Raw genomic sequence first — 23,478 nt, forward strand, 5'->3', positions numbered from 1 at the left:
TACCTTTATCGAGATAAATCGGCGTCGAACGGATATTTGGGGGAGCTGATCGAATATCTTGATGATACGGCATATATTTGACTACCTTATGGTGGCAACCTTTAAGTGAGCATGGAAAAGTTATTTTGGTCAGTGATTTTTATTCTTTGTGTCTCGTTTTCTGTCAAGACAGAGGCACAAATAGCCAGCATCGATAGCCTGGAAGTTGAGTTGAAGTTGGTAAAATCGGATACAGCCCGGCTGAGAGTTTACATCGACCTGATTGAGCTTTACGATAAACTTGCTCCCTCCGAGAAGGCCATGCAAAGAGTGCTTGAAGGCCTGGATCTTGCCAAGAGAACTGGCAACGAATTTGCTCAGGCAAAACTCCTGCAATTCCGTGGACAAATTTATAATGAGCTTTACCGGTCAGACTATGATGGTGCGTTGTCATTTTTAGCCCAATCTATTCAGCTGCATAGAAAACTCTTAAAAGCCAATCCAGGCAATTTTGCTCAGCAACGGGAAATTGTAAGTGTACTTAACAGCACGGGTTACATTTATTGGCAGTGGGGCAAGCTCGTTACAAGCCTTTTTTACTATGACTCCACCATTCAATTAGGAAATAAATTAAGGTTGGTCGACTCAACTGACTTCCGGACCAACAGGCTTCTCGGTATTGCACTGAATAGCAAGGGGGCAGTGTTGTGGGGGTTGGGTAATTATAGTGAAGCCATTGAAAGCTATATAGATGCGACTGCCTATTTCGAACAGTTGGGCATGACCAAGTTTCTAAGCCTGGCGATGTCCAACATAGGGCTCATCTACGAGTCGTGGGGACAAAAAGAGGACGCTCTTTTTTATTTTAAAAGGGCGGTGACCCTCGCCAGGGAAGCAGAGGATCAGTCGGCTACCGGGTATGCACTCAACAATATGGGCAGCTTCATGCGTTCGGCGGCACAGTACGATTCTGCACTATATTATTTTCAATTGTCGCTGGAAGAATATGCTGAGGATAACATAGGTGGGATTTGGCTGAACTTAAATGGCTTTGGAAAGACATACGCCAAAATGCAAGCTTACGACAAAAGCCTCGACTACTTTTTCAAAGCTTTGCAATTGGCCGAGGAAACAAACTCCGACTACAGGCGAGCACTTGCCAAGCAAAGTATATCGTCGACCATGGCAGATAAGGGAGACTACAAGAATGCACTTCAGTTTGCCAACGAGAGCAATGCCGTCGCCGAAAAGTATGGATACAAGGAAATAGTTAAGGACAACTACCTCAATATATCCAGGGTGTATTCACTCCAAAATAACTATCAAAAGGCATATGAAACCTACCAGCGATATTCCGAGGTCAAAGATTCATTGTTTTCTGATGAAAAGTTTCGGCAGATCACACTCATGAAGGAACAGTTTGAAGCGGAAAAGAAAGAAAACGAAAACGAGTTGCTCAGGAGAGATAGCCTGCTTCGGGATCAGGATTTGCAGCGAGCCCGCCTTGAGCAATATGGGCTGATCATATTGCTAATCGCAATGTTGACTTTCGGAGGGTATTTTGTGGTGACCAACAAGAAAATCAAGGGTATCAATAAAGTGCTCACCGGAAAAAATCTGGAGATAACCCGGCAAAAGGAGGAGCTGGCGTTGCAGGCAGAGGCGCTCAGGAAGTCGAATGAGATAAAGAACCTTATGTTTTCCATCGTTTCTCACGATTTACGAGGGCCTATTGTGAACCTGGGTGGGTTAGTCGGACTAATTAGCAATGAGTCAATTTCGAAAGAGGAGTTCCAAAAATTGCTCCCAACTGTCTTGACTAATATTGGCAGCCTCACCGCTCTGACCGACAACTTGCTCTACTGGGCAAGGAGCCAGATGGAAGGGATAAAGGCCGTGCCTCAAAGGTTTGATATCAAGGAACATTTGGGGCCGAAAATGCAGCTGTACGAAAGAGCAGCGCTTGAGAAGGGAATTATATGCATTGATAACCTGGAGCCCGCCACTATGGTATATGCTGACCCATATATGGTTGAGTTGGTGGTTCGTAACCTGGTAAGCAATGCTATTAAATTTTGCAACGCTGGCGACACCATCACCACTTCCTCAAAAGAAGCAAATGATTTTGTGGAAATAACAGTACAGGATACGGGGCAGGGCATACCACCTGAATATATGGAGCGCATATTTAATGACATTCAGTTCACAACACTCGGCACCAAAAACGAGAAAGGAGTTGGCCTTGGATTGATGATGTGCAAGCATTTTGTGGAGGTGATTGGTGGCAGGATTTGGGTGGAAAGCATCTTCAAAAAAGGAAGCAGCTTTCATTTTACAATTCCCGTTTCCTGAGATAATGCCTTCCGGGAGGAAAGTCAAAACGATAAAATCCCAGCATTGAGTTAGGTCAAATCAGCTGATCAACCCTGGAGGTATTGAAGGGGACATTATGTGCCATCTACCGGCTGTGCTATTTTTTTGCTGGTCCAAAGCATATTGTCTCACCACTTTAAAAGCATTTTCCAATTCTATTCCTTAATTTTGCACCCTCTTTTGAATTAGTAATTGCGCTTTTTCAGAATTATTATCGCAAGACAACACTTAAAGACAGAATAAAAAATGGGAAGCACGCTGTTTGATAAAATTTGGGATGCCCATGTGGTAAAGGAGATCAAGGACGGCCCGAGCGTTTTGTATATTGACAAACACCTCATTCACGAGGTTACGAGCCCTCAGGCCTTTGGAGGCATCGAAAAGAGGGGAGTGCCAGTGTTTAGGCCGGAAAGAACAGTAGCTACGCCAGATCACAATATTCCAACGATCGATCAGCACCTGACCATCAAAGACCAGCTTTCAAAGTTTCAGGTAGACAAACTGACTGAGAACTGCGAAAGGCACGGCATCACACTATACGGCATCAATCATCCTTATCAGGGTATTGTGCACGTGGTGGGGCCTCAAATGGGTATCACCCAGCCTGGCATGACCATCGTTTGTGGCGATAGTCACACCTCAACTCATGGTGCATTTGGTAGCATTGCTTTTGGTATAGGCACCAGCGAAGTCGAGATGGTGTTGGCTACCCAGTGCATCATGCAGCCCAAGCCAAAGAAGATGAAAATCACAGTCAATGGCGACCTGCACAAGTCGGTAACTGCCAAAGACCTTATTCTTTATATTATTTCCAAAATCTCTGCATCTGGTGGCACAGGCTACTTTGTAGAGTATGCAGGCTCAGCATTTACCAGTCTTTCTATGGAAGGGCGTATGACCGTTTGCAACATGAGCATCGAAATGGGTGCCCGTGGTGGTTTGATCGCTCCTGATGAAAAGACATTTGAATACATCAAAGGCAGAGAGTTTGCGCCAAAAGGTGCTGACTGGGACAAGGCTGTGGCCAAATGGAAACAGCTTTACTCTGACACCGATGCGAAATTTGATAAGGAGCTGACGTACGATGCTTCTGACATCGAGCCAATGATCACCTACGGCACCAACCCTGGCATGGGTGCTAAAATCAAGTCGCACATTCCGAAGCTGGATGAGATGCCAGCCAGCGAGAGATTGTCGTTCGAAAAATCGATGAAATACATGGGCTTCAATGCTGGCGACGAATTGCAAGGCAAGCCTATCGACTATGTGTTCGTAGGTAGCTGTACCAACGGCCGTATCGAAGACCTTCGTGCTGTAGCTGAATTTGTGAAAGGAAAGAAGAAAGCAGACAATATCACCGCATGGATTGTGCCCGGCTCAAAAATGGTGGAAAAAATGGCCATTGAAGAAGGCATAGTGGCAACACTGGAGGCTGCCGGCTTCAAAATGCGTCAACCTGGCTGTTCGGCATGTTTGGCAATGAATGATGATAAAATTCCATCTGGCAAATACGCCGTATCTACTTCAAACAGAAACTTCGAAGGAAGGCAGGGCCCGGGCTCAAGAACATTGTTGGCCAGCCCGCTAACGGCAGCTGCTGTGGCAGTTACCGGTCACTTAGTCGACCCCAGAGAAGTAATGTAATTCACCCTAATCAGAACACTATCATGGCAAAAGATAAATTCCATACCCTAGTAAGTCGTGCGGTACCTGTCGACGTTGAAAACGTTGACACAGATCAGATTATTCCTGCCAGGTTTTTGAAGGCAACCACCCGGGAGGGATTTGGTGACAACCTGTTCCGTGACTGGCGATACGATAAAGACAATCAGCCAATTCCTGAATTTCCGTTAAACAACCCTAAGTACAGTGGAAAAATCCTGGTGGGTGGCAAGAACTTCGGCTCAGGTTCCAGCCGTGAGCACGCTGCCTGGGCAATTTACGATGCTGGCTTTAGGGTAGTTGTATCAAGCTTTTTTGCTGACATTTTTAAAGGCAATGCCCTGAACACTGGCCTTCTTCCTGTAACAGTTTCTGAAAGGTTCCTGCGCAAGATTTTTGATGCGATTGAAAAAGATCCAAAAGCTGAATTCGAAACCAATCTGGTGGATCAGACTTTCACCATCCTGGCTACAGGCGAGAAGGAAAGTTTCGAGATCAACACCTACAAAAAAGAGTGCATGATCAACGGTTTCGATGACATAGACTACCTGTTGAACATTAAAAAAGACATTGAAGCATTCGAAGTTTCAAGGGCTTAAGCCAATTCCATGAAGGTTGAAATAATGGATACGACCCTCAGAGATGGGGAGCAGACTTCTGGTGTCTCTTTTACCGACAGTGAAAAGCTGACGATAGCGCAGCTATTGCTGGAGGAGCTGAACATCGACCGGATTGAGGTGGCGTCGGCTCGTGTATCCGAAGGAGAACTGAAGGGAGCAACGAAAATACTGAATTGGGCCGGGCAAAACGGATTTCTTGACCGGGTGGAAGTACTTGGCTTTGTCGACAAAAACATTTCTGTCGATTGGATCAAAAACTCCGGTGGCAAAGTGCTCAATCTGCTTTGCAAAGGCTCCCGCAAGCATTGTGAAGGCCAGCTCAAAAAAACGGTGGAACAGCACTTGGCCGATATTGCCGAAACAGTTGGCTATGCACACAGTCAGGGGCTCATTATCAATGTGTACCTCGAAGATTGGTCGAACGGTATGCGCACCTCGCCCGACTATGTAGATACCATGATTGAGGGGCTACTGAAGATGCCGATCAAAAGAATCATGCTGCCGGACACACTTGGGATCTTGAACCACAAAGAGTCATACGACTTCTGCAAGGCCGTGACCACTAAATTCCCTCAGGCTCACTTCGACTTTCATGCCCACAACGACTACGACCTGAGTACGGCCAATGTATATGCGGCACTGGAAGCTGGTATTTACGGCGTGCATACCACACTAAATGGCCTCGGTGAAAGAGCAGGTAATGTGGCGTTGTCCAGCGTAATAGGCATAGTGAAAGATCACCTTCACCTCGATATGCAGGTGGATGAGACCAAGCTTTACAAGGTTTGCAAAATTGTGGAGTCATTCTCTGGTGTTCGGATTCCCGGCAACAAGCCATTGATCGGTGAGTTTGTGTTCACTCAAACCAGCGGCATTCATGCCGATGGCGACAGCAAAGACAATTTGTACCACAACAGCCTGAGCCCCGATCGCTTCGGAAGGAGTTATTCTTATGCGCTTGGCAAAATGTCAGGCAAGGCCAACATCAAGAAGAACCTTGAAGAGCTGGGCATTGAGCTGAGCAAAGAGGATACCAAGAAGATTACTGAAAGAATTATTGAATTAGGGGATAAAAAGGAGACGATTACAAAAGAGGATCTTCCCTTTATTATCAACGACGTGCTTCGTAGCGAAAAGATCGAGCAGCATGTCATCATCAAGAATTACTCACTGTCGGTCGCTCAGGGGCTGAAGTCCATGGCCACGCTTTCCATCCAGATTGGTGGTAAGACATACGAGAAAACCGCCGCAGGCGACGGTCAGTACGATGCGTTCATGAACTCGCTGACGGCCATTTACGACGACTTTGGGCGCAAGCTGCCCAAACTGATAGACTACGAGGTGCAGATTCCTCCGGGAGGTGAAACCGATGCTTTGGTAATCACTTCCATTACGTGGGAGAACGGCAAGAAATTCAAAACCAGGGGATTAGACCCTGACCAGACCGTGGCGGCCATTAAGGCGACCATTAAGATGTTGAACATTATTGAAAATCATAAATAAGGAGCATGCAGTATAAAATAGCCACCCTTCCCGGAGACGGAATAGGCCCTGAAATCGTAGACCAGGCCATCAAAGTATTGAAAGCCATAGGTGAAAAATACGGACATAGTTTTGACTTCCAGTTTGCCTTAACGGGTGCAGCTGCCATCGACAAAGTAGGCGAGCCTTACCCTGATGCCACACATGAAATCTGCATGGCTGCTGATGCGGTGCTTTTCGGTGCTATTGGCGACCCTAAGTATGACAACGATCCTAAAGCCAAAGTAAGACCTGAGCAGGGATTGTTGGGCATGAGAAAGAAGCTTGGCTTGTATGCCAACATTCGCCCGGTGGCTACCTTTCCTTCGCTGATCGACAAGAGCCCATTGAAGAACGACCGGGTAGAAGGCGCTGACTTTGTGGTGGTGCGTGAGCTAACAGGTGGCATCTACTTCGGTCAGCCAAGAGGCAGAACTGAGGATCAGAAGACGGCTTTTGATACATGCGTGTACTCAGTGGATGAGATTGAAAGAATCTTGAAGCTGGCGTTTGAGTACGCTGGTAAAAGAAACAAAAGACTGACTGTTGTTGACAAAGCCAACGTGCTGGCCAGCTCCCGTCTGTGGAGGGAAGTGTCACAGCGGATGGAGAAAGACTACCCTGAAATTACTGTCGACTACATGTTTGTGGACAATGCTGCCATGCAGCTGATCCAGTGGCCCAAGAAGTTTGATGTGATGGTGACAGAGAATATGTTCGGTGACATCCTTTCTGATGAAGCCAGTGTGATTACTGGGTCACTTGGCTTGTTACCGTCAGCGTCTGTTGGTTTGCATACTTCAGTGTTTGAACCTATCCACGGTTCATACCCTCAGGCGGCTGGCAAAAACATCGCCAACCCGGTGGCAACCATTCTTTCAGCCGCTATGCTGCTGGAATCTTTCAACCTATTGGATGAAGCAAAGAAGATAAAAGATGCCGTGAACGCCTCGCTTGATGCGAATTTCGTTACTGAAGACATCAGCAAGGAAGCTTCTAAATCAACCTCTGAGGTAGGCGACTGGGTAGCTGATTGGGTGAAGAAGAATTGATATTTCTTCGCAAATTCTTGTAAACGGAATCATCAAGGCGCAAAGGGATAAATGTTCTCTTTGCGCCTTTTTAGTTTTAGTGAAATCTTTGAGGAATGTCCTAATACCCATGTCAGAAAAAGATGGAAAGCTCGATAGACGAAATACAATCAAAGTTTACCCAACAACGCAATAAATTCTTCTGGGGTAATGTCAATTTGCCTCAATATTGCTCTAGTTAAAGACCGGCTGATGTCTGTACCCTTGTGGTGTGGGAGTGTTGTATATCTTCCATCCGGGTGCCGGTAAAAAACATGGCTTCCTTTTTGTCTTTTTATCTCAAAGCCAAGCGACAAAAGTAGTAGTTCAAATGTCTTTGAATTGATAATAGGGAGCTTGTTCACACCGAAACCGATATTTGCTGGAAGCCAATAAATTCTGACAAATTGCCGAGTTCCTCCGGGCTTAACTCTTCCAGGCAAAGCTCCACTACCTCTTTCAAGTTGGTCTGCAGCTCGTCGAGTGTGCTCGCCTGTGTATGTGCACCGGGTAGGTTAGGGATCATGCCTATGTAAAGCCCGGTTTCTTTGTCTTTCTCTATTTGCGCAGTGAACAGATAGCTTGTTTTCATGAATATACATCTTATGACTATAAAGATAATGATAACAATTTTAGTTTCAGCATAGGAAACGAGCTCTCAATACATCATTTGAAATGGCACCTTAACGTGACTCTTTCGTTATCCTTCTCCACATCCATTCTGAAAGGAAAACAAGGCTCCAAACCCCCAGCACGTCGCTGAGCATGTCTGCCAGCTCAAAGGTTCTCGTGGCAAAGGCTAATTGGGTAAACTCTTCAGCTACGGCAAAGGTCAGCACAATCACTCCAGCCATGTTGATATCCAGCGTTCGGATTTTTAATCGTCTGAATTTCAGTGCTACGTTGATCAGGCCTGCAAGAAACCCAAAGAGCATGAAATGCCCCACCTTGTCGCCAAGGGGAACACCTTCAATAATCTTCATTAAGCCGAGCTTGTGGTTGGTGTCGGCCATCACAATAATGAAGCAGATGAAAGCAAAAAAGAGGAGGGAAGGAATGTATCTCATTTTGTTTTAAGTTTAGTTTGGTAAGGAAAGATGTTTTAAAGGCTAAATCATTGTCAGGTTGAGCTTGTCGAAACCCATTCATACATCATTTGCTAAAGCACTTCGACACCGACCTGGAAGGGGCTCAGTGTGACATTGCGTTTTGAAAGCCTATAAAACACCTTTCAATTAGAAGTTTACTCAGTAGCAATATTCAATTTGTACCAGTTGATATTTCTGGTGAAGTACATGGTGATGGCCAGGATGATTGTAAGGCCAATGCTGCCCATCAGTAGCGCATAGTCAGCCAGCTGAAGCGTAACGAACAAGAAGCCGTAGATGCCAATCAACGTAGCCACCAGCAGCATGGAAAGCTTCGGCATTTTGAAGACACTCATGGAATACAACGAAATCATGCCGACTATCGCACAGGTGGAGATGGCGTAAGCCAGGTTAAAGTTGGCGTGCTCAGAGATGGAGATCAGCAGGATGTAGAAAAGTGACAAGGCCAATCCCACAAGTGTATATTGGAAAGGGTGGATTTTTCGGCCGTTGAGTATCTCTACCAGAAAGAAGATAAGGAATGTAAGCACAATTGTCATGATGGCATATTTAGCTGACCGCATCGATTTCTGATAGTCATCCAGAGGCAAGATAAGATCCACACCAAAGGCCGAATTTTGCAGCTTCTCGGCTTCCCCCGAGCCGATCCACGACTGAGGGAAGTTCCGGTTGAGCTGAAGCACTTTCCAGTTGGCAGAAAAGCCAGCATCGCTCACTTCCCGATCGTCAGGAATGAAGTTGCCATTGAAACTGGGACTGGGCCATGCCGAAGTCAGCTTGATATTGGTGTTGCTGCCAAGCGGGGTGAACGACAGATTCCGGCTTCCCTGAAGCTTGAGGTCAAAGCCAAAAGCGAGGTCTTTCCCAAAAGCGTCGGTCAGGTCGGGTACTGCGACGGTAAAGCCAGCATAGGCGATGTCCGAAATGCGTGACCCAGGCTCTACTTTCAGATCACGGTTATTCCATTTGACTACCACATCGTCTTCAATACCTCTCAGGTCTGAAATACCGATGGTAAGAAACGCCTGTCCCCACCTGATGGTCTTCAGGTTATTTTCATCGGGCATTTTGTCGATGACGAAGCTGCCATTCACAGCCAATGCCGATCTGTAAACGACAATTTCGTAAATACCTCGCCTGAGCTTTTCCGGGTCAACTGTCCCGTTGATATCGAGAGACTTAGGCAGTATATGCCAATATTTCACCGTTTCCACGGTTTTGTCCTCTTTCAGGTATTCGTACACGAGAGGCACTGTGAGTATGGGGCCATTCACCAGTTGGCTATTGGCCCATTTGCCGCTGACTTCCGACACAGCTGCATTGTTGAGGTGTTCACGTTCGCTGATGATCGAGGTGATCATGGAAGTGGGTATCAGTAACAACAACACCAAAATGGTAATGGTGGTGAGCTTTAACATCACTGAATTCTTAATCCAGTTGTTTACTTTTTCTAGCGGAGTGGTTTCATTTTCCATGTTTACTGAATTTAAAAGTACTTTGTTTTTCAAAGTGAATAGATAAAATTTTTTACTTCAAAAGCTGTTCAATGGCCTTGATATGTTTAACAAAAGCTTCTTTTCCTTCCGAAGTGGCCATGTATTTGGTGTTGGGTTTTCGCTCAATAAACTCCTTTTGAACGGAAATGTAAGTGCTCGTTTCCAGCGACTTCAGGTGGGTGGCCAGGTTGCCGTCTGTGACGTCGAGGAGGCTTTTGAATGAGTTGAAATCCATGGCATCGTTCACCATCAGGGCAGACATAATGCCCAGGCGAATCTTGTTTTCGAACGCCTTGTTCAGGTCTTTCAGCAGCTCTTTCACGACCCGTACTTTATATACATGGCAATGCCATAGACAATGTGGAGCAGTCCGAAGCCAATCGCCCAAAACAACAAGCCGTAGCCGATAAACTGACAAGCAAGCAAGCCGAGAATTATCTGGATCAAGCCCAGACTTCTTACTTCGGAGAGGGTGTATTTACTGGCATTCACGAGCGCAAGGCCGTAGAACAGCAAGGTGAGGGGTGCCAGTAATCCAATCAGACCTTTGAAGAGCAAAATAACGCACAGAACGCCGCCTGCCGCCAGGGGAATAAATAGATTGATCAACAAGCGCTTAGCCTGACTGTCCCATAGTTTTTGATTGTTTTTGGAAGCCTTGCGTTGTGTGAAGAACAAACCGGCGCCTACGGCGGAGAGCAGGAGGGCCACAGCGATAATCAACAACTGAGAGATGTTTTCGTTGCTCAGCAGTGCCTGCCGGTAGCCCAGGTAGTTCTGACCGCTATACACCATTTCGTAGGCAACATAAGCGCCGATGAGTCCCAGGCAGCCTGCCACTATACCCGACATGCCGCTTAGTGAGATAAACCTGGAAGAGCGATCCATGATCGACTTTATTTCATGCAGGTCGTCTAAGTATTTTTGTTTCTCCATTTAAAAGTACTTTGTGTTTCAAAGTAAATGATAGTACAGATATTTTGCAAATGTGTTTTTCAGTTCTGGTAAATTATTTTTCCAGCCAGGCTTTTAGTTGTTCGGCAACTTCAAGCCAGTTTTCAACTTTCTCTGGTTTTCGTGGCATGCCGACATAGTATTCAAGGCTGTCGATAAACTTCCCGCTTTCAAGTGATGTCACTTTCTTTCGATGGAAGCTGAAAACCCCACCTTTGTGTTTCAGGTGCACCCATCCCGTCTTTTTGGTAAGCAGGATCTCGTTGTCAAGCCCCGCTTCTTTAAGCAGGTTCATGATGTCTTTATGCTCTGTTGGGAGGAGGCGCATAGGTGAAAGTTAGATATATTTTTGTGACGCAAAGCGAGTGAGACCGCAAAACGTCTCTCTTCTCTTTGCGACTTGGCGTGCTTTCAACTTCACTCTTAACATATCCTTAACCCAACTTCTACTTAACAATTGAATAACAAATCGCTATTTTCGGACGATGGGAGACAGCAAACCGGAAAGCGCCGCAGTAGAGAACAAACTTGAACCTAAGCTGGGGCCACTGATGCTCTGGGGGTTGGGAGTAGGCTATGTCATCTCGGGCATGTACTTTGGCTGGAACCTCGGTCTCGCAGAAGGCGGCACACTCGGTCTGGCAATTGCTACATTCTTTATCATCATCATGTATGTGACCTTCACCTTTAGCTATACTGAGCTGGCTTGTGCTATTCCAAAGGCAGGAGGGGCGTTCGACTACGCAAACCGGGCACTGGGTAAGAACCTTGGCTTTTTAACTGGCATGGCTCAGAATATAGAGTTCATTTTCGCACCTCCGGCAATTGCAGCGGCCATTGGTGCCTACTTTCATATTTTCTTTCCTGCTGTTGACACCCTTCTGATTGCTTTAGCAGCCTACATTATTTTCACGTCTCTTAATATCGTCGGCGTGAGGGCGGCGGCGACTTTTGAACTCGTCATTACCATCCTGGCAGTGGTGGAACTATTGATTTTTGCCGGGGTGACGCTGCCTGCTTTTGAATTCAAAAACCTCCAGGCAAATTCACTGCCCAATGGTTTTCAGGGCGTTTTTGCAGCCCTACCTTTTGCTATATGGTTTTTCCTGGCCATCGAAGGGGTAGCCAACGTGGCGGAGGAGGCCAGAAATCCACAACGCAGCATACTCATTGGTTTTGGCTCGGCTATTTTCACCCTGGTGGTGCTCTGTATCCTTACGTTTGCCTCATCGGTGGGCGTAGCGGGATGGGAGGCCATCGTATTTCCCGAAGGAAGCACCACAGCATCAGATTCGCCGCTGCCACTTGCTCTTGGAAAAATAGTTGGCAACGAGCACATCCTATATCACCTGCTGATTACGGTTGGCCTGTTTGGCCTGGTGGCATCGTTTCATGGCATTATTCTGGCAGCAGGTCGCTCTACTTTTGAGTTTGGGCGGGTAGGTTATGTGCCCAAAGCTCTGGGCAGGGTGCACCCCAAAACCGGTACGCCTGCCAATGCGCTGGTGGTAAACATGGGCATTGGGATACTGGCCTTGCTTACTGGCAAAACAGGCGAAATTATCACTATTGCCTGTTTTGGAGCATTGACACTTTACATTTTGTCGATGATTACCTTCTTTGCACTCAGAAAAAATGAGCCCGGCCTCGAGCGCCCGTTCAGAGTGCCGTTGTATCCTTTGTTTCCTGCGACTGCGTTAGTAATAGCAACGATAGCCTTTGTGGCCATCACGTGGTACAATCCAATGTTGGCGCTGGTCTATTTCGGACTGCTAATTATCGCTTATATTTGGTTTAAGCTTACCTATAAAGAATAGTGACCATGCAAGTGAAAGGAATGCTTACACTGGATGAACTGAAAAAGAAAGTCGCCTCGGAAGAGATCGAGACGGTGATTACCGCCTTTACCGATCACTATGGTCGCATGATGGGCAAGCGCTATGATGCGGAGTTCTTTTTAGAAAGCGTAGTGAAAGGTGGCACGCATGCCTGCAACTACCTGCTCACCACCGACATGGAAATGGAGCCGGTTCCTGGCTACGACTTCGCCAACTGGGAGTTGGGTTACGGAGATTTTCATTTGGTGCCCGACATGAAAACACTGCGGGTAGCCAGCTGGTTGGAATCCACGGCTCTGGTTGTTTGCGACGTGTATTCCGATAAAACGCATGAACTGGTGCCGGAAGCGCCCCGTTCCCTGCTTTCAGGTCAAATCAAGCAGCTAAAAGCTCAGGGCTTCGATTCCGCTGCGGCTACTGAGCTCGAATACTATTTGTTTGAAAACGATTATCGCTCAGCGCATGAAACTGGCTATAGCCAAATGACTCCTGCCGGTTGGTATCTGGAGGATTATCATATCATGCAAGGCACAAGAACGGAGGAGTTTACTGCCGCTGCCCGTAAGCACTTGAAGCACTCGGGTGTACCAGTGGAGAACTCCAAAGGAGAATGGGGACTTGGTCAGCATGAGCTCAACGTACAATATGCAGATAGTCTGGAAATGGCCGATCGCCATACTGTATATAAGCAGTGCCTGAAAGAATTGGCGGATTCCATGGGCATCTCTGTCACCTTCATGGCCAAGTTCCACGAGGACAGGGCTGGCAGCAGCTCTCATGTTCATATCAGTTTGTGGAAAGATGGCAAGAACCTGTTTGTAGGCCATGAAGACTTTGGCCAGGTAAAAGCATCGAAAGAGTTTGGCCATTTTCTGGCTGGCTGGATCAAATACGTGCCGGATGTGATGGTGTTTTATGCCCCAACGATCAACTCCTATAAACGATTTGTCGATGGCAGCTGGGCACCAACTCGCATGGCCTGGAGCAAAGACAATCGCACGGCTGGTTTCCGTATCGTAGGGGAGGGGAATAGCCTTCGCATAGAGTGCAGAATTCCGGGAGCTGATTGCAACCCTTACCTGACACTGGCGGCGTCTTTGGCCAGTGGATTGAAAGGCATGAAGGAAAAGCTGGCACCCGAAAAATGCTTCGAAGGAGATATTTATGCAGCTGCTCATTTGCCAAGGGTACCCAGGACTTTGAAAGAGGCAGTGAGCTTGTTTAAGCAAAGCACTTTTGCCAAAGAGGCATTTGGAGAAGAAGTAGTGAAGCACTATACCCATTTCTATGAAACGGAAGTAGCCGACCATGAAAAGGCCGTGTCGGACTGGGAACGGAAGAGGTATTTTGAGAGGATATAGAGTGGTGTTGCTCTGGTGCACACACCGTTAGGTGGTGGTAACAGAGTTTACATTTATTTAGATACTAAGTTGTTGACTCGGGAATGTTATTTTCATCATCATGACAATTGAAAAGAAAGACAACGAAATTATTGTTAGGCTTCCAGGAGATACCGACATCGAAGAGCTAAAGGATCTATTGGATTGGCTGAAGTTTAGGGAAATAACCAAAAAGTCAAAAGCTCTGCAAGAGGATGTTGATAAATTAGCAAAGGAGGCCAAAAAGGGAAGGTGGAAAAAGACGGTACTAATGCTTCGTAAATGAGGATTTTATTTACACTAGTAATTCTTTCTGTTTCCGGTGTTTGCTTGGCACAAGATGATGCGTTTGCGGGAGACGGGTCTATTCTGATTACTGATCCTGTGCCAACCTTTCCTGGTGGGATGGATAGCTTGAAGAACTACTTGAAAAGAAACTATAGTTGGACGCAGAGTCAATTAACAGTTCAGGGAACTTCGTTCGTGGAGTTTCTAGTACAAGACGACGGGGCCTTGACCGGCATAAAGATTATAAAGGGGCTTTGCGAGTCTTGCGACAAGGAAGCCAAAAGGCTCATTAGTGAGATGCCAAATTGGATTCCGGCGATACAAAATGGCATCCCTGTTACGACTAGAATGGTATTGCCGATTAAATTTATTTTATCAGGAGGGAATCCATACGAGTCCGATGGAAACTAGATTTTAATAATGTCAATTTTGCGTCGAACATGACTAAAGCAATTTTGATTGTCACTGTTACTTGGAAAAACGAGAACAAATTTATCATAACCAATACATGAGACTAAAAGACAAAGTAGCCCTGATTACAGGGGGTAGCAGTGGCATAGGAAAGGCCAGTGCCATGTTGTTTGCCAGGGAAGGTGCCAGGGTAGTAGTGGCCGATGTGAATGAGGCAGGTGCTACAGCGACAGTGAAAGAGATTAAAGCGGCTGGTTTTGAAGCTGCTTTCGTGAAAGCCGATGTGTCTAAAGCTGCCGACTGCGAAAATATGGTGAAGTTTGCTGAAAGCACCTATGGCAAGCTGAACATCCTGTTCAACAATGCCGGCATCATGGATTCCAACGACGACAATGCCGAGTCTACCTCAGAAGAAACCTGGGACCTGACTATGAACATCAATGCCAAGGGCGTATTCCTTGGCTGTAAGTATGGCATTCCCGCATTGAAAAGAGCTGGTGGCGGAAGCATTATCAACACTGCTTCCTTCGTGGCGATACTTGGTGCCGCCACACCGCAAGTGGCCTACACGGCTAGCAAAGGAGCAGTACTTTCCTTGACGAGAGAGTTGGCAGTTATTCACGCCAGAGAAAACATAAGGGTGAATGCTTTGTGTCCTGGCCCGCTAAGGACTGACCTACTGATGAAGTTCCTAAACACCGAAGAAAAGAAGCAGCGTCGCCTGGTGCATGTGCCGATGGGTCGGTTTGGTGAATCTGAGGAGATGGCTAAATCAGCTTTGTTCCTGGCCTGCGACGATTCGTCTTACGTGACAGGTACAGAGTTTCTGGTAGACGGTGGTATCACAGCAGCCTATGTAACCCCTCAATAAGTTTATGCAAAAAGGTTTTCAAATCATCAGCCCGGTCGATGGGTCAGTTTATGCCGAAAGGAGTTACGCTACGGATTCTGAAGTGGATGCTGTTGTGGCCAAGTCCTGTTATTCTTTTCCTTCCTGGAGAAAAACATCGCTAGAGAAGAGAGCGGAAATTTGCCGCAAAGCTGTGCAGTATTTTGTCGACCATGCCGACGACTGGGGCATGGAAATTACCATGCAAATGGGCCGGCCGGTTCGCTACACGCCCAACGAAATCAAAGGTGGTTTCAAAGACCGGGCAGAATACATGATCACTTCTGCTTTCGACGCCCTGAAGGACAAAGAAGTATCGCAAAAAGAGGGCTTTAAACGCTTCATTCGAAAGGAGCCACTGGGAACTGTGCTCGTGCTGGCACCTTGGAACTATCCCTATCTTACCTCCGTGAATGTGGTGATTCCGGCCATTATGGCGGGTAACACAGTGATACTGAAACACGCCGAACAAACAGCGTTGTGCGCTGAGCGATATGCGGAGGCATTCAAGGCCGCCGGATTGCCGGATGGTGTTTTCCAGTTTTTGCATATCAATCATGCCCAGGTAGCCGACCTGATCCATGACCCAAGAATTGCTTATGTGGCCTTCACTGGCTCGGTGGAAGGTGGTCATGCCATTCAGGAAGCGGTCGGAGACAGGTTTATCACTGCTGGTCTGGAGCTGGGTGGAAAAGACCCTGCTTACGTAAGAGAAGATGCTGACCTGGCTTTTGCAGTGGAAAACCTGGTGGACGGGGCTTTCTTCAATTCTGGACAAAGCTGTTGTGGCATTGAGCGCATTTATGTGCACCAGTCGAAATATGATGAGTTTGTTAAAGCCTTTGTGGAGCTGACAAAAACCTACAAAGTAGCTGACCCTCGCAAGTCAGATACCACACTGGGGCCAATGGTACGACCTTCCAATATGGCCAAAGCCCAGCAACAAGTGAAAGAAGCAGTAGCCAAAGGAGCCAAACTGCTAGTCAGTGCCATTGACTTTCCGGAGATGTCGGCGCCCTATTTGGCTCCACATGTTTTGGTAGACGTTAATCACACCATGGAGATCATGTCTGAGGAAAGCTTTGCGCCGATCATTGGTATCATGCCGGTGAAAGACGATGACCAAGCCATCAGGCTGATGAACGACAGTCAGTACGGACTCACAGCTTCTATCTGGACTAAAGATGTAGACAAAGCCCTTGCCATTGGCAACGAAGTGGAAACTGGCACCTGGTTCATGAACCGCTGCGATTACCTCGACCCTGAGTTAGCCTGGACAGGTGTGAAGAATTCTGGCAAAGGTTATACGCTTTCTTCCTTAGGATATGATGCACTTACCCGTCCCAAGTCGTTTCACCTGAGAGTATCTTAACATGAAAGTGGCTCTGCTGGTTTGTGATCATGTGGCGGTGCAGTTTGCTGAGAAGCATGGCGACTACCCCTTCATGTTTGATCAATTGCTGCCTGAGCTCAAACTGGAACCATGGTTCGTCTGCGATGAAAGTTTTCCAGCCATTGCAGACTATGATGCTTTTGTTTGCACAGGCTCGAAGGCTTCAGTATACGACGACATTGCCTGGATACACCAGTTAAAAGCGTTTACGAAGGAGATTTACGACAGCGGTAAGAAGTTCGTCGGGGTGTGCTTTGGGCACCAGATGATGGGAGAGGCGCTTGGGGGAAAGGTGGAGCGAGCTGATGTCGGATATTTGATCGGTGTTCATCAGTTCGTTATCAAAGAGAAACCCGCCTGGATGGGAGAAGTGCCTGACAGCTACAATATCCTCATGCTTTGCCAGGATCAGGTAATGAAACTGCCTCCGAACTCAAGAGTGCTGGCGTCGTCTCCCGATTGTCCGGTAGGCATGTTCACGGTGGGTGATACTTTCCTGGGCATCCAGGGGCATCCGGAATTTAGCTGGGAGTATGACCGGGAGGTCTTTGAATCGAGAGTGGAAAGGATTGGGAGGGAGAAGGTAGAGAGGGCTGTTGAGAGTTTGAACGTAGAGCCAGATAGGGAGTTGTTGCGAGGATGGATTTTAGGATTCTTAGAGGAAGGATATGATGTACGAAAGCAATAAAATAAAGACTGGCTTCCTGCAATTTTTCCCGATGTTGATAGGTCTTTCTATCCTCATTCAGACGTTAAGGTCAGTAATTCCTGACTTTTCTTTGTCCGTTACGCAACTCTGTCTGGGTTTGCTTTTTTCTGCCCTCTTTATAACGGTTACCCTCGTTATCTGGCGGAAATTTATAATTGTGTGTATCGGAAAAAGTAAGATACTCGTTGCGGATCACGGAAAGGAATACGAATATACCTGGCTCGACGTGGAAGAGATATCGCTGGATAGGTTTTTGGGTATCTATATGCTCAAATTAAAGGAGAAGCCCCATATTTATTTTGCCTCATTTGGTGCTGTTAACTGGTTATTTGGAGATGTTAGTGATATGGGAGTGATTATTGAAAAAATGAAAAAAGAGCTAGACCTCTAAAGCCTTGCTATTGTATTAAGCATTCTGATAGAGTTTTGATAAAGCTTCATGTGAATAGTCAAAAGCTTCAATCATAATGAAACCTGCATTTCACAATCCAGATTTGACCTTCCACTACCCTATAGATGAGTCGATGCTCCTCATTAATCCTTCTCGACCAAAAGCCACGGTATTTGTGTTTGAGCGGTTCGGGTTTTCCTAGCCCTTCAAAGGGTGTTCTTGAAATTTCCTTGATCAGCATATTGATCCGGCCAAGCATCTTTTCGTCAGTCTTCTGCCAGTAGAGGTAGTCCTCCCACGACTCATCTACAAAGCAAAGCTTCATTCCTCAATAAGGTCTTTGTTGAAGGATTGTCCCTGCCTGAACTTGGCGATGGCACTATCTAAGCGCTTCTCATTGACCTGGGAGGATAACTCGTGCTGCGTCGCCTGCAAGGCATTGTATTCTTCCAGCGAAATCACCACAACGCCGGAGTCTTCACCCCGATTGATAATCAGCGTTTCGAAGTTCTGTGTTACCCTGTTCAGGTACGTTTTCATGTCTTTTCGAAAAGCTGAGATAGTAGCAGTGATCATGAGATTTCTTTTTATGTACAAATTTATGTACAATTTTTTGTAATAAAAAATGGGCCAAGTCAGAAGGGGAGACAGCAGCCTACTACTTACCTTTCACCCCTTACGTCTTTGCCACCGCCTTTATATCCCTCACCTCCAGCACTTTTTTATCATAACCCTTCAATGTTACCCCCAGCATTGCTTGTCCTAAGTCTGCCAGCGTACTTACGCTGCCAGGAAAAACTGTTTTCAGAAAAGGATACATCCAGGTGATGTATTTGTAGTATTTCAGCGTATTGCTGAGGCCGGGCGTTGGCTGCATGTAACCTGGACGGAACATGTACGCTGCCTTGAAGGGCAGCTTCAACAGGTCGTTTTCCGTCTTGCCCTTTACCCTGGCCCACATGCTTTTGCCTTTTTCACTGCTGTCGGTGGCTGCACCCGAAACATAACAGAAGGTCATGTCGGGATTCAGCCGGGCCAGCAGTTCGGCCGCATGCAGGGTAAGGTCGTAAGTAAGTTTCTTGTACTCAGGCTCTTTCATGCCCACCGATGAAACACCCAGGCAGAAGTAACAAGCATTGTAGCCCTTGAGTTGGTCTGCAATAGGAGTGAGGTCAAAAAAGTCCTTATGAATGATCTCAGTAAGCTTCGGGTGAGTGGTGCCGCACGGCTTTCTTCCTATCACCAGCACCTTTTCCACGTCAGGGTGATTCAGGCATTCGTGCATAACCCCTTCGCCCACCATGCCACTGGCACCGGTAACGATAGCGTTGATTTTTGTTTCCATAAATATGATGACGTTTGACCTGCCGATTTACTTTACCAATTATCGAAAGGTAAGCAGTTAAACTGAGACCACCTCGCCATCGGTAGGTACCAGCAGCCGTTTTGCGTGGTTGTTTTCGGAGGCGTATTTAGTCACATCAGCTTTGTGCAGGAGGCAGTGGTTAACCGTGTCCATATGAACAGCAATGACCTTTCCTTTGCCAGACGCCTGCAGCACTTGCTCAATGTCGGCCAGGGTCATGGTGATTGGATCCCCTTTGAGAAACTGTGCTGCACCTGCATTCACTACAATGGCAGCAGGTTTGTGTGTGGCTATGGCAGTTTCTACTTCACCGCACCAGATGGTGTCCCCTGCGATGTATAGTTTGTCTTTGCCTGCACCTACAACAAAACCGGAAACTGTCCCCATTAGTTGGCCAATCTCGCCCGTGCCGTGCTGCCCTCCGGTTCTGGTAATGGAAAGGCCTTTGAAAGTATAGTCGGAAGCAATTGCCACGGCATTTCCAAAGCCCAGTTCCCGTATTTTTTCAAGATCAGAAGGTTGACAGAATATCGGCTTGTTTTTAGGTATGATAGCGTGGGCTTCGCTGTCCCAATGGTCCCGGTGGGTATGCGTTACTAACACTGCATCACATTCGCTGATCAATGATTTTATTTCGTCTGATGACAGTGGAAGGTTCACCATGGGAATGCGGTAGTCGTTACCGGCGTTTTGCACTGGGGCCATGGCGTCTTTTGGCGACAGCATAGGATCAACCAGTAGTTTCACTCCACCTATCTCAACCCAGAGAGTGGCATGCCTGATGAGGCGAACGCTCATCTTTCTTTTGCGGGCAAAAGAGTGAGGGCTGCTGGTGGCCAGCAACCCTCCGATAATCAGTGAGCGCTTTAAAAAATCTTTGCGGTTCATGGGATTGTATTTTCTAACCCAATAACGAAAATAAAACCGCTGCGCTGGCCTTTATTTCTCCACCCAGAAATCAACTACTGTCACACCATCCAGATGCGGCCCCACAATGCCACCAAATACTTTGTGGTCGGGGTGAACAAGGTAATCATCCCTGTCTTTTTCGCTGTTGAAGGTAAGAATGAAAGCATGGGTAAGTCCCTGGTTCAGTCCTTCAGGGCTATTGTTGGTGCCCCATTCGAAAGCTTTAATTTGTTTGATCTTTTTAGGGAGCTCCTCAAAGGCTTCTACCACTTTCTTCACATCTTCTGCGGAGGAAGTGTCTTTGAACTTGAATAGTACGACGTGACGAAGTGAATTTCCTTTTCCCTGAGCCATAGTGTTAGATGAAGTGAAAGCGATTGCGACAAAAGCAACGGCAAAGCAAATAAGCAGGTTTTTCATTTTGTTGGAGTTTTATTAACCAATAATAACTCAACTTCCTGAAAGATGAACGCTTTCAGGAAGTTTTATAGCCATCTTATTGAGGAGAGACGGTGGAAGTCATCCCCGACCTCCCCCTGATATCAAAACACTTTAGCTTTACCGTGCTGCTCACGGCCACAGGCTCGGTGTAGTCCGGGGAGCTGGCAGTGGGCTCTGATCCGTCGGTCGTGTAGCGAATAATCAATCCGGGATACTCGCTATTGGCTAGCAGCAGTCCACCTTCTATTTTCGCCCCCGGCCGTGGGATTCTGTAGCCTACGCCCCCTTCAAGGTAGCTAAGCCTCGGCATTTCCCGCTGTCCCATGGTGTTGGCAAAACCATTCCAGGCAGCCTCTCTTGCTTTTATTCTTTGCTCCAGATTATCAATGGTCGCCCACTTCGGGTTGCCGGCCCAGGCCCGTTCCGCCAGTCCGACCAGTTTAGGAAATACAACGTACTCCAGTAGCTCCGGAGTTTTTGCCACTTCAGCCCAAAGCTGCCCCTGTATGCCGAGGATGTTTCGTTCTCCTTCTGGCGTTAGTTTCACCATCTTCTTCATTTCGGCCTCCACGTCTATTGAGTTACCCCGACTATCCTTTTCCGAAGAGTAGAAAATATTCTGTGGCACTATTTCCCAGGCCGACTGGGTATTAACAAGGCCTGCCCATGTTTGTCCTGGCTCTTCCGGGTCATTATTATAAGCCAGATCAAAATACAACTTGGTGGCATTAGCGATGATAGGCGTGTATCCTGCGTTGGCCAAAAGCCCTGGTAAGTTGGGGTCGGGAATCCATACGTATGGGCGCATACCTGAATTGGCGAACGCCGGGTTCACCTCTTCTTTTCCATCGGCTCCTTCACGCATAGCCACCTCCTGCCAGCCGGATGTTGGCATGCCTTTTTTCTCCAGTATTTTGATCAGCTCTCCGATGAAATAGGGCATCAAATCATGGGTTTTCTTAATTCCGGGGTGAGTCTTACGGAATTCATTGCAAATCGGAGACTTTTCCCAAACGCCTTTAGGCACTTCGTCGCCACCTATGTGAATAGACTCCAGGGGCACTCCGGCTTCCTTGTGCATGGCAATGATTTCGTCAAACACTTTCTCCATGAAAGTAAGAGCAGAAGGACGGCAAACGCAGATCACGTTGTCGGGGAAGTTCTGCACCGACATGTATTCTGACGCATCTTCGGGGTCGTGAAGGGCATACTGATTGGCTTCTTCAGTTTTGCCTTCTTTCATGAGGCGATTGTACCGATTCCTCATTGAAACGATCGCAGCTCTCGAATGCCCGGGAATGTCAATTTCAGGGATGACCCTGATATGTCTTTTATGAGCGTGTTGAAGTATTTCTATGTAATCTGCTTTGCTGTAATAGCCGTTGCCAGGAGAGTTAGGGTCGTTGGGATCGGGGCCTGATCCGTATTCCGGGTGAAGAAACTCTTCTTCGGTGGTGGTGTGCCCTCTGCGGCTGCCTATCTCCGTCAGTTCGGGAAGGCCGGGTATCTCAAGTCTCCAGGCTTCATCTTCGCTCAGGTGCATGTGGAAATAGTTAAGCTTGTAGTAGGCCATCAGGTTGAGCAGCTTAAACACTGTTTCCTTCGATTCGAAGTTCCGAGCCATATCCAGGTGCATGCCCCGGTAGGCGTAACGTGGAGCGTCGACAATAGTCAGTTGATCAAGTGAAATGCCCGATGCTGGCGTTTCATAGGTAGCCACAGGCAGCAGCGCTCTTAAACTCTGGATACCATAGAATACTCCGGCAGCATCAGCTCCGGTAATTTGAATGCCTGTAGTGTTAATAGACAGCGTGTAGGACTCAGGCCCTCCGGCTTTACCTATCTTGAGCTGCATCGATTGGCTTTTACCTTCTTGAATGCTCACGTCGCCATCAAGCACCTCGCTCAGAGCCGACTTAAGTAATTCTGCCTCACTGGCCAAACCAGCTTCATGATAGATGACAAGCGGTGTTTGTAATATAAACGAGCCCTTTCCTGCCATTATGCTCATCGGCGTAGGCACCACGTTGCTCAGCTGAGAGGCGGGTAGCATTTTGAGCGATTGGTTTTTCTCAAAGAGGTTCTTAGCCGTAGGAATCAGTGTCTTTACAACCTTCAGCACTTCCGGGTTATCCATTGTGAGGGTGGTAGGTTGGTAGTTGCTTATAGTTTTGGCGTTGTCATTTCCCTGCGCAAGGTAGGGGCCTAGTGGCTGCTGTGAGTTTTTAACGACAGCACCTCCGGCCGTATACTCGAAGGTGAGCGTTTCACCCTGGCCCAGTTCGAATCCTTCCTTTGGCACCAGCTTAAAAAGTGTTCCGAGTTCAAACTCGATGGCCAGCTTTGCCCCTTCCGGGAAAACAAATTCATGACTGGCGATTTGGTTGTAGTAAATGGCCCAGTCGGTACCTGAGAGTGCGGGGCCATTGTTAGTGATAGTAAACTTTGCCTTGTGCTGGTTTTCTCCGCTCGCCTGATTTTCCACCAGCTCCCAGCTGAGTTGAATATCATCTGCGTCGATCAGCTTGTTTTCCTTAGTGCCGCAGGAAAACACGATAAGTGACAATGATACAAGAGTGAATCGAAAGAAGGATCTCATAGCGAACGGGTTTGTTTGGGGCTTCAATATCGGAAAATGTGCTTTAAATTAAAATGTGTGCGGAAACATTTACTATCGAAC

26 protein-coding genes are annotated in these 23,478 nt (G+C 47.1%); 13 read left to right on the forward strand and 13 right to left on the reverse strand.

Features of this window, described 5'->3' with window-relative positions; genetic code table 11:
• The first annotated feature begins 111 nt into the window (after positions 1–111).
• From GC130_RS11460 to leuB, 5 genes are all read left to right on the forward strand, one after another.
• Positions 112–2,331: an ATP-binding protein gene (locus tag GC130_RS11460; protein ID WP_151998446.1), complete on the forward strand. Its 2,220-nt coding sequence runs from the start codon at positions 112–114 to the stop codon at positions 2,329–2,331.
• 267 nt (positions 2,332–2,598) lie between these two features.
• Positions 2,599–3,996 carry a 3-isopropylmalate dehydratase large subunit gene (leuC, locus tag GC130_RS11465; RefSeq protein WP_151998447.1) on the forward strand — a complete coding sequence of 466 codons (1,398 nt, stop codon included), beginning with the start codon at positions 2,599–2,601 and terminating at the stop codon, positions 3,994–3,996.
• Positions 3,997–4,019: 23 nt separating this feature from the next.
• Positions 4,020–4,613 carry a 3-isopropylmalate dehydratase small subunit gene (leuD, locus tag GC130_RS11470; protein WP_151998448.1) on the forward strand — a complete coding sequence of 198 codons (594 nt, stop codon included), beginning with the start codon at positions 4,020–4,022 and terminating at the stop codon, positions 4,611–4,613.
• 9 nt (positions 4,614–4,622) lie between these two features.
• A complete protein-coding gene (locus tag GC130_RS11475) occupies positions 4,623–6,137 on the forward strand; it encodes an alpha-isopropylmalate synthase regulatory domain-containing protein (protein WP_151998449.1) in 1,515 nt (504 codons plus the stop codon).
• Positions 6,138–6,142: 5 nt separating this feature from the next.
• Positions 6,143–7,207 carry a 3-isopropylmalate dehydrogenase gene (gene leuB, locus GC130_RS11480; protein ID WP_151998450.1) on the forward strand — a complete coding sequence of 355 codons (1,065 nt, stop codon included), beginning with the start codon at positions 6,143–6,145 and terminating at the stop codon, positions 7,205–7,207.
• Between the two features lie 149 nt (positions 7,208–7,356).
• On the opposite strand, the gene GC130_RS29240 is transcribed toward leuB, so the two are convergent.
• The 7 genes from GC130_RS29240 to GC130_RS11515 all read right to left on the reverse strand — a co-directional run bounded on the left by GC130_RS29240 (position 7,357) and on the right by GC130_RS11515 (position 11,112).
• Positions 7,357–7,590: a type II toxin-antitoxin system HicA family toxin gene (locus tag GC130_RS29240; protein WP_151998451.1), complete on the reverse strand. Its 234-nt coding sequence runs from the start codon at positions 7,588–7,590 to the stop codon at positions 7,357–7,359.
• Complete coding sequence (locus GC130_RS11490) at positions 7,587–7,817, reverse strand: type II toxin-antitoxin system HicB family antitoxin (RefSeq protein ID WP_151998452.1); 231 nt, start codon at positions 7,815–7,817, stop codon at positions 7,587–7,589. The genes GC130_RS29240 and GC130_RS11490 overlap by 4 nt, the downstream gene beginning before the upstream one ends.
• A gap of 91 nt (positions 7,818–7,908) precedes the next feature.
• Positions 7,909–8,292, reverse strand: coding sequence for a VanZ family protein (locus GC130_RS11495; RefSeq protein ID WP_151998453.1), 384 nt, complete (start codon positions 8,290–8,292; stop codon positions 7,909–7,911).
• 176 nt (positions 8,293–8,468) lie between these two features.
• Positions 8,469–9,809 carry a cell envelope integrity protein CreD gene (gene creD, locus GC130_RS11500; RefSeq protein WP_151998454.1) on the reverse strand — a complete coding sequence of 447 codons (1,341 nt, stop codon included), beginning with the start codon at positions 9,807–9,809 and terminating at the stop codon, positions 8,469–8,471.
• Between the two features lie 52 nt (positions 9,810–9,861).
• Positions 9,862–10,152 carry a transcriptional regulator gene (locus tag GC130_RS11505; protein WP_151998455.1) on the reverse strand — a complete coding sequence of 97 codons (291 nt, stop codon included), beginning with the start codon at positions 10,150–10,152 and terminating at the stop codon, positions 9,862–9,864.
• Positions 10,149–10,766, reverse strand: a complete 618-nt coding sequence (locus GC130_RS11510) for a hypothetical protein (protein WP_151998456.1) — start codon at positions 10,764–10,766, stop codon at positions 10,149–10,151. The genes GC130_RS11505 and GC130_RS11510 overlap by 4 nt, the downstream gene beginning before the upstream one ends.
• A gap of 73 nt (positions 10,767–10,839) precedes the next feature.
• The gene (locus tag GC130_RS11515) at positions 10,840–11,112 is read right to left on the reverse strand and encodes a hypothetical protein (RefSeq protein WP_151998457.1); all 273 of its coding nucleotides are present in this window, start codon (positions 11,110–11,112) and stop codon (positions 10,840–10,842) included.
• Positions 11,113–11,269: 157 nt separating this feature from the next.
• On the opposite strand from GC130_RS11515, the gene eat reads away from it, so the two are divergent.
• The 8 genes from eat to GC130_RS11555 all read left to right on the forward strand — a co-directional run bounded on the left by eat (position 11,270) and on the right by GC130_RS11555 (position 18,082).
• On the forward strand, positions 11,270–12,601 hold the full coding sequence (gene eat / locus GC130_RS11520; RefSeq protein ID WP_151998458.1) for an ethanolamine permease: 1,332 nt from the start codon (positions 11,270–11,272) through the stop codon (positions 12,599–12,601).
• Between the two features lie 5 nt (positions 12,602–12,606).
• Positions 12,607–13,983: a glutamine synthetase family protein gene (locus GC130_RS11525; protein ID WP_151998459.1), complete on the forward strand. Its 1,377-nt coding sequence runs from the start codon at positions 12,607–12,609 to the stop codon at positions 13,981–13,983.
• Between the two features lie 100 nt (positions 13,984–14,083).
• Positions 14,084–14,287, forward strand: coding sequence for a hypothetical protein (locus tag GC130_RS11530; protein ID WP_151998460.1), 204 nt, complete (start codon positions 14,084–14,086; stop codon positions 14,285–14,287).
• A complete protein-coding gene (locus GC130_RS11535; protein ID WP_151998461.1) occupies positions 14,284–14,700 on the forward strand; it encodes an energy transducer TonB in 417 nt (138 codons plus the stop codon). The genes GC130_RS11530 and GC130_RS11535 overlap by 4 nt, the downstream gene beginning before the upstream one ends.
• 97 nt (positions 14,701–14,797) lie before the next feature.
• Positions 14,798–15,571: a glucose 1-dehydrogenase gene (locus GC130_RS11540; RefSeq protein ID WP_151998462.1), complete on the forward strand. Its 774-nt coding sequence runs from the start codon at positions 14,798–14,800 to the stop codon at positions 15,569–15,571.
• Between the two features lie 4 nt (positions 15,572–15,575).
• Positions 15,576–16,961, forward strand: coding sequence for an aldehyde dehydrogenase family protein (locus GC130_RS11545; RefSeq protein ID WP_151998463.1), 1,386 nt, complete (start codon positions 15,576–15,578; stop codon positions 16,959–16,961).
• Position 16,962: 1 nt separating this feature from the next.
• Positions 16,963–17,670 (forward strand): amidotransferase, encoded by a 708-nt coding sequence (locus GC130_RS11550; RefSeq protein ID WP_151998464.1) that lies wholly within the window; start codon positions 16,963–16,965, stop codon positions 17,668–17,670.
• Complete coding sequence (locus GC130_RS11555) at positions 17,651–18,082, forward strand: hypothetical protein (RefSeq protein WP_151998465.1); 432 nt, start codon at positions 17,651–17,653, stop codon at positions 18,080–18,082. The genes GC130_RS11550 and GC130_RS11555 overlap by 20 nt, the downstream gene beginning before the upstream one ends.
• A 67-nt stretch (positions 18,083–18,149) precedes the next feature.
• Here the strand turns inward: GC130_RS11555 and GC130_RS11560 are convergent, their stop codons facing one another.
• The 6 genes from GC130_RS11560 to GC130_RS11585 form a co-directional block, all read right to left on the reverse strand.
• The gene (locus GC130_RS11560) at positions 18,150–18,407 is read right to left on the reverse strand and encodes a Txe/YoeB family addiction module toxin (RefSeq protein WP_151998466.1); all 258 of its coding nucleotides are present in this window, start codon (positions 18,405–18,407) and stop codon (positions 18,150–18,152) included.
• Positions 18,404–18,658, reverse strand: a complete 255-nt coding sequence (locus GC130_RS11565) for a type II toxin-antitoxin system Phd/YefM family antitoxin (protein WP_151998467.1) — start codon at positions 18,656–18,658, stop codon at positions 18,404–18,406. The genes GC130_RS11560 and GC130_RS11565 overlap by 4 nt, the downstream gene beginning before the upstream one ends.
• Before the next feature lie 100 nt (positions 18,659–18,758).
• Complete coding sequence (locus GC130_RS11570) at positions 18,759–19,427, reverse strand: NAD-dependent epimerase/dehydratase family protein (protein WP_151998468.1); 669 nt, start codon at positions 19,425–19,427, stop codon at positions 18,759–18,761.
• A 57-nt stretch (positions 19,428–19,484) separates the two neighbouring features.
• Positions 19,485–20,336 carry an MBL fold metallo-hydrolase gene (locus tag GC130_RS11575; RefSeq protein WP_201568384.1) on the reverse strand — a complete coding sequence of 284 codons (852 nt, stop codon included), beginning with the start codon at positions 20,334–20,336 and terminating at the stop codon, positions 19,485–19,487.
• 51 nt (positions 20,337–20,387) lie between these two features.
• On the reverse strand, positions 20,388–20,777 hold the full coding sequence (locus tag GC130_RS11580) for a Dabb family protein (protein ID WP_151998469.1): 390 nt from the start codon (positions 20,775–20,777) through the stop codon (positions 20,388–20,390).
• 76 nt (positions 20,778–20,853) lie between these two features.
• A complete protein-coding gene (locus GC130_RS11585) occupies positions 20,854–23,397 on the reverse strand; it encodes a family 20 glycosylhydrolase (RefSeq protein ID WP_151998470.1) in 2,544 nt (847 codons plus the stop codon).
• Between the last annotated feature and the right edge of the window lie 81 nt (positions 23,398–23,478).

Source organism: Imperialibacter sp. EC-SDR9 (genome assembly GCF_902498805.1).
Taxonomy (GTDB): domain Bacteria; phylum Bacteroidota; class Bacteroidia; order Cytophagales; family Cyclobacteriaceae; genus Imperialibacter.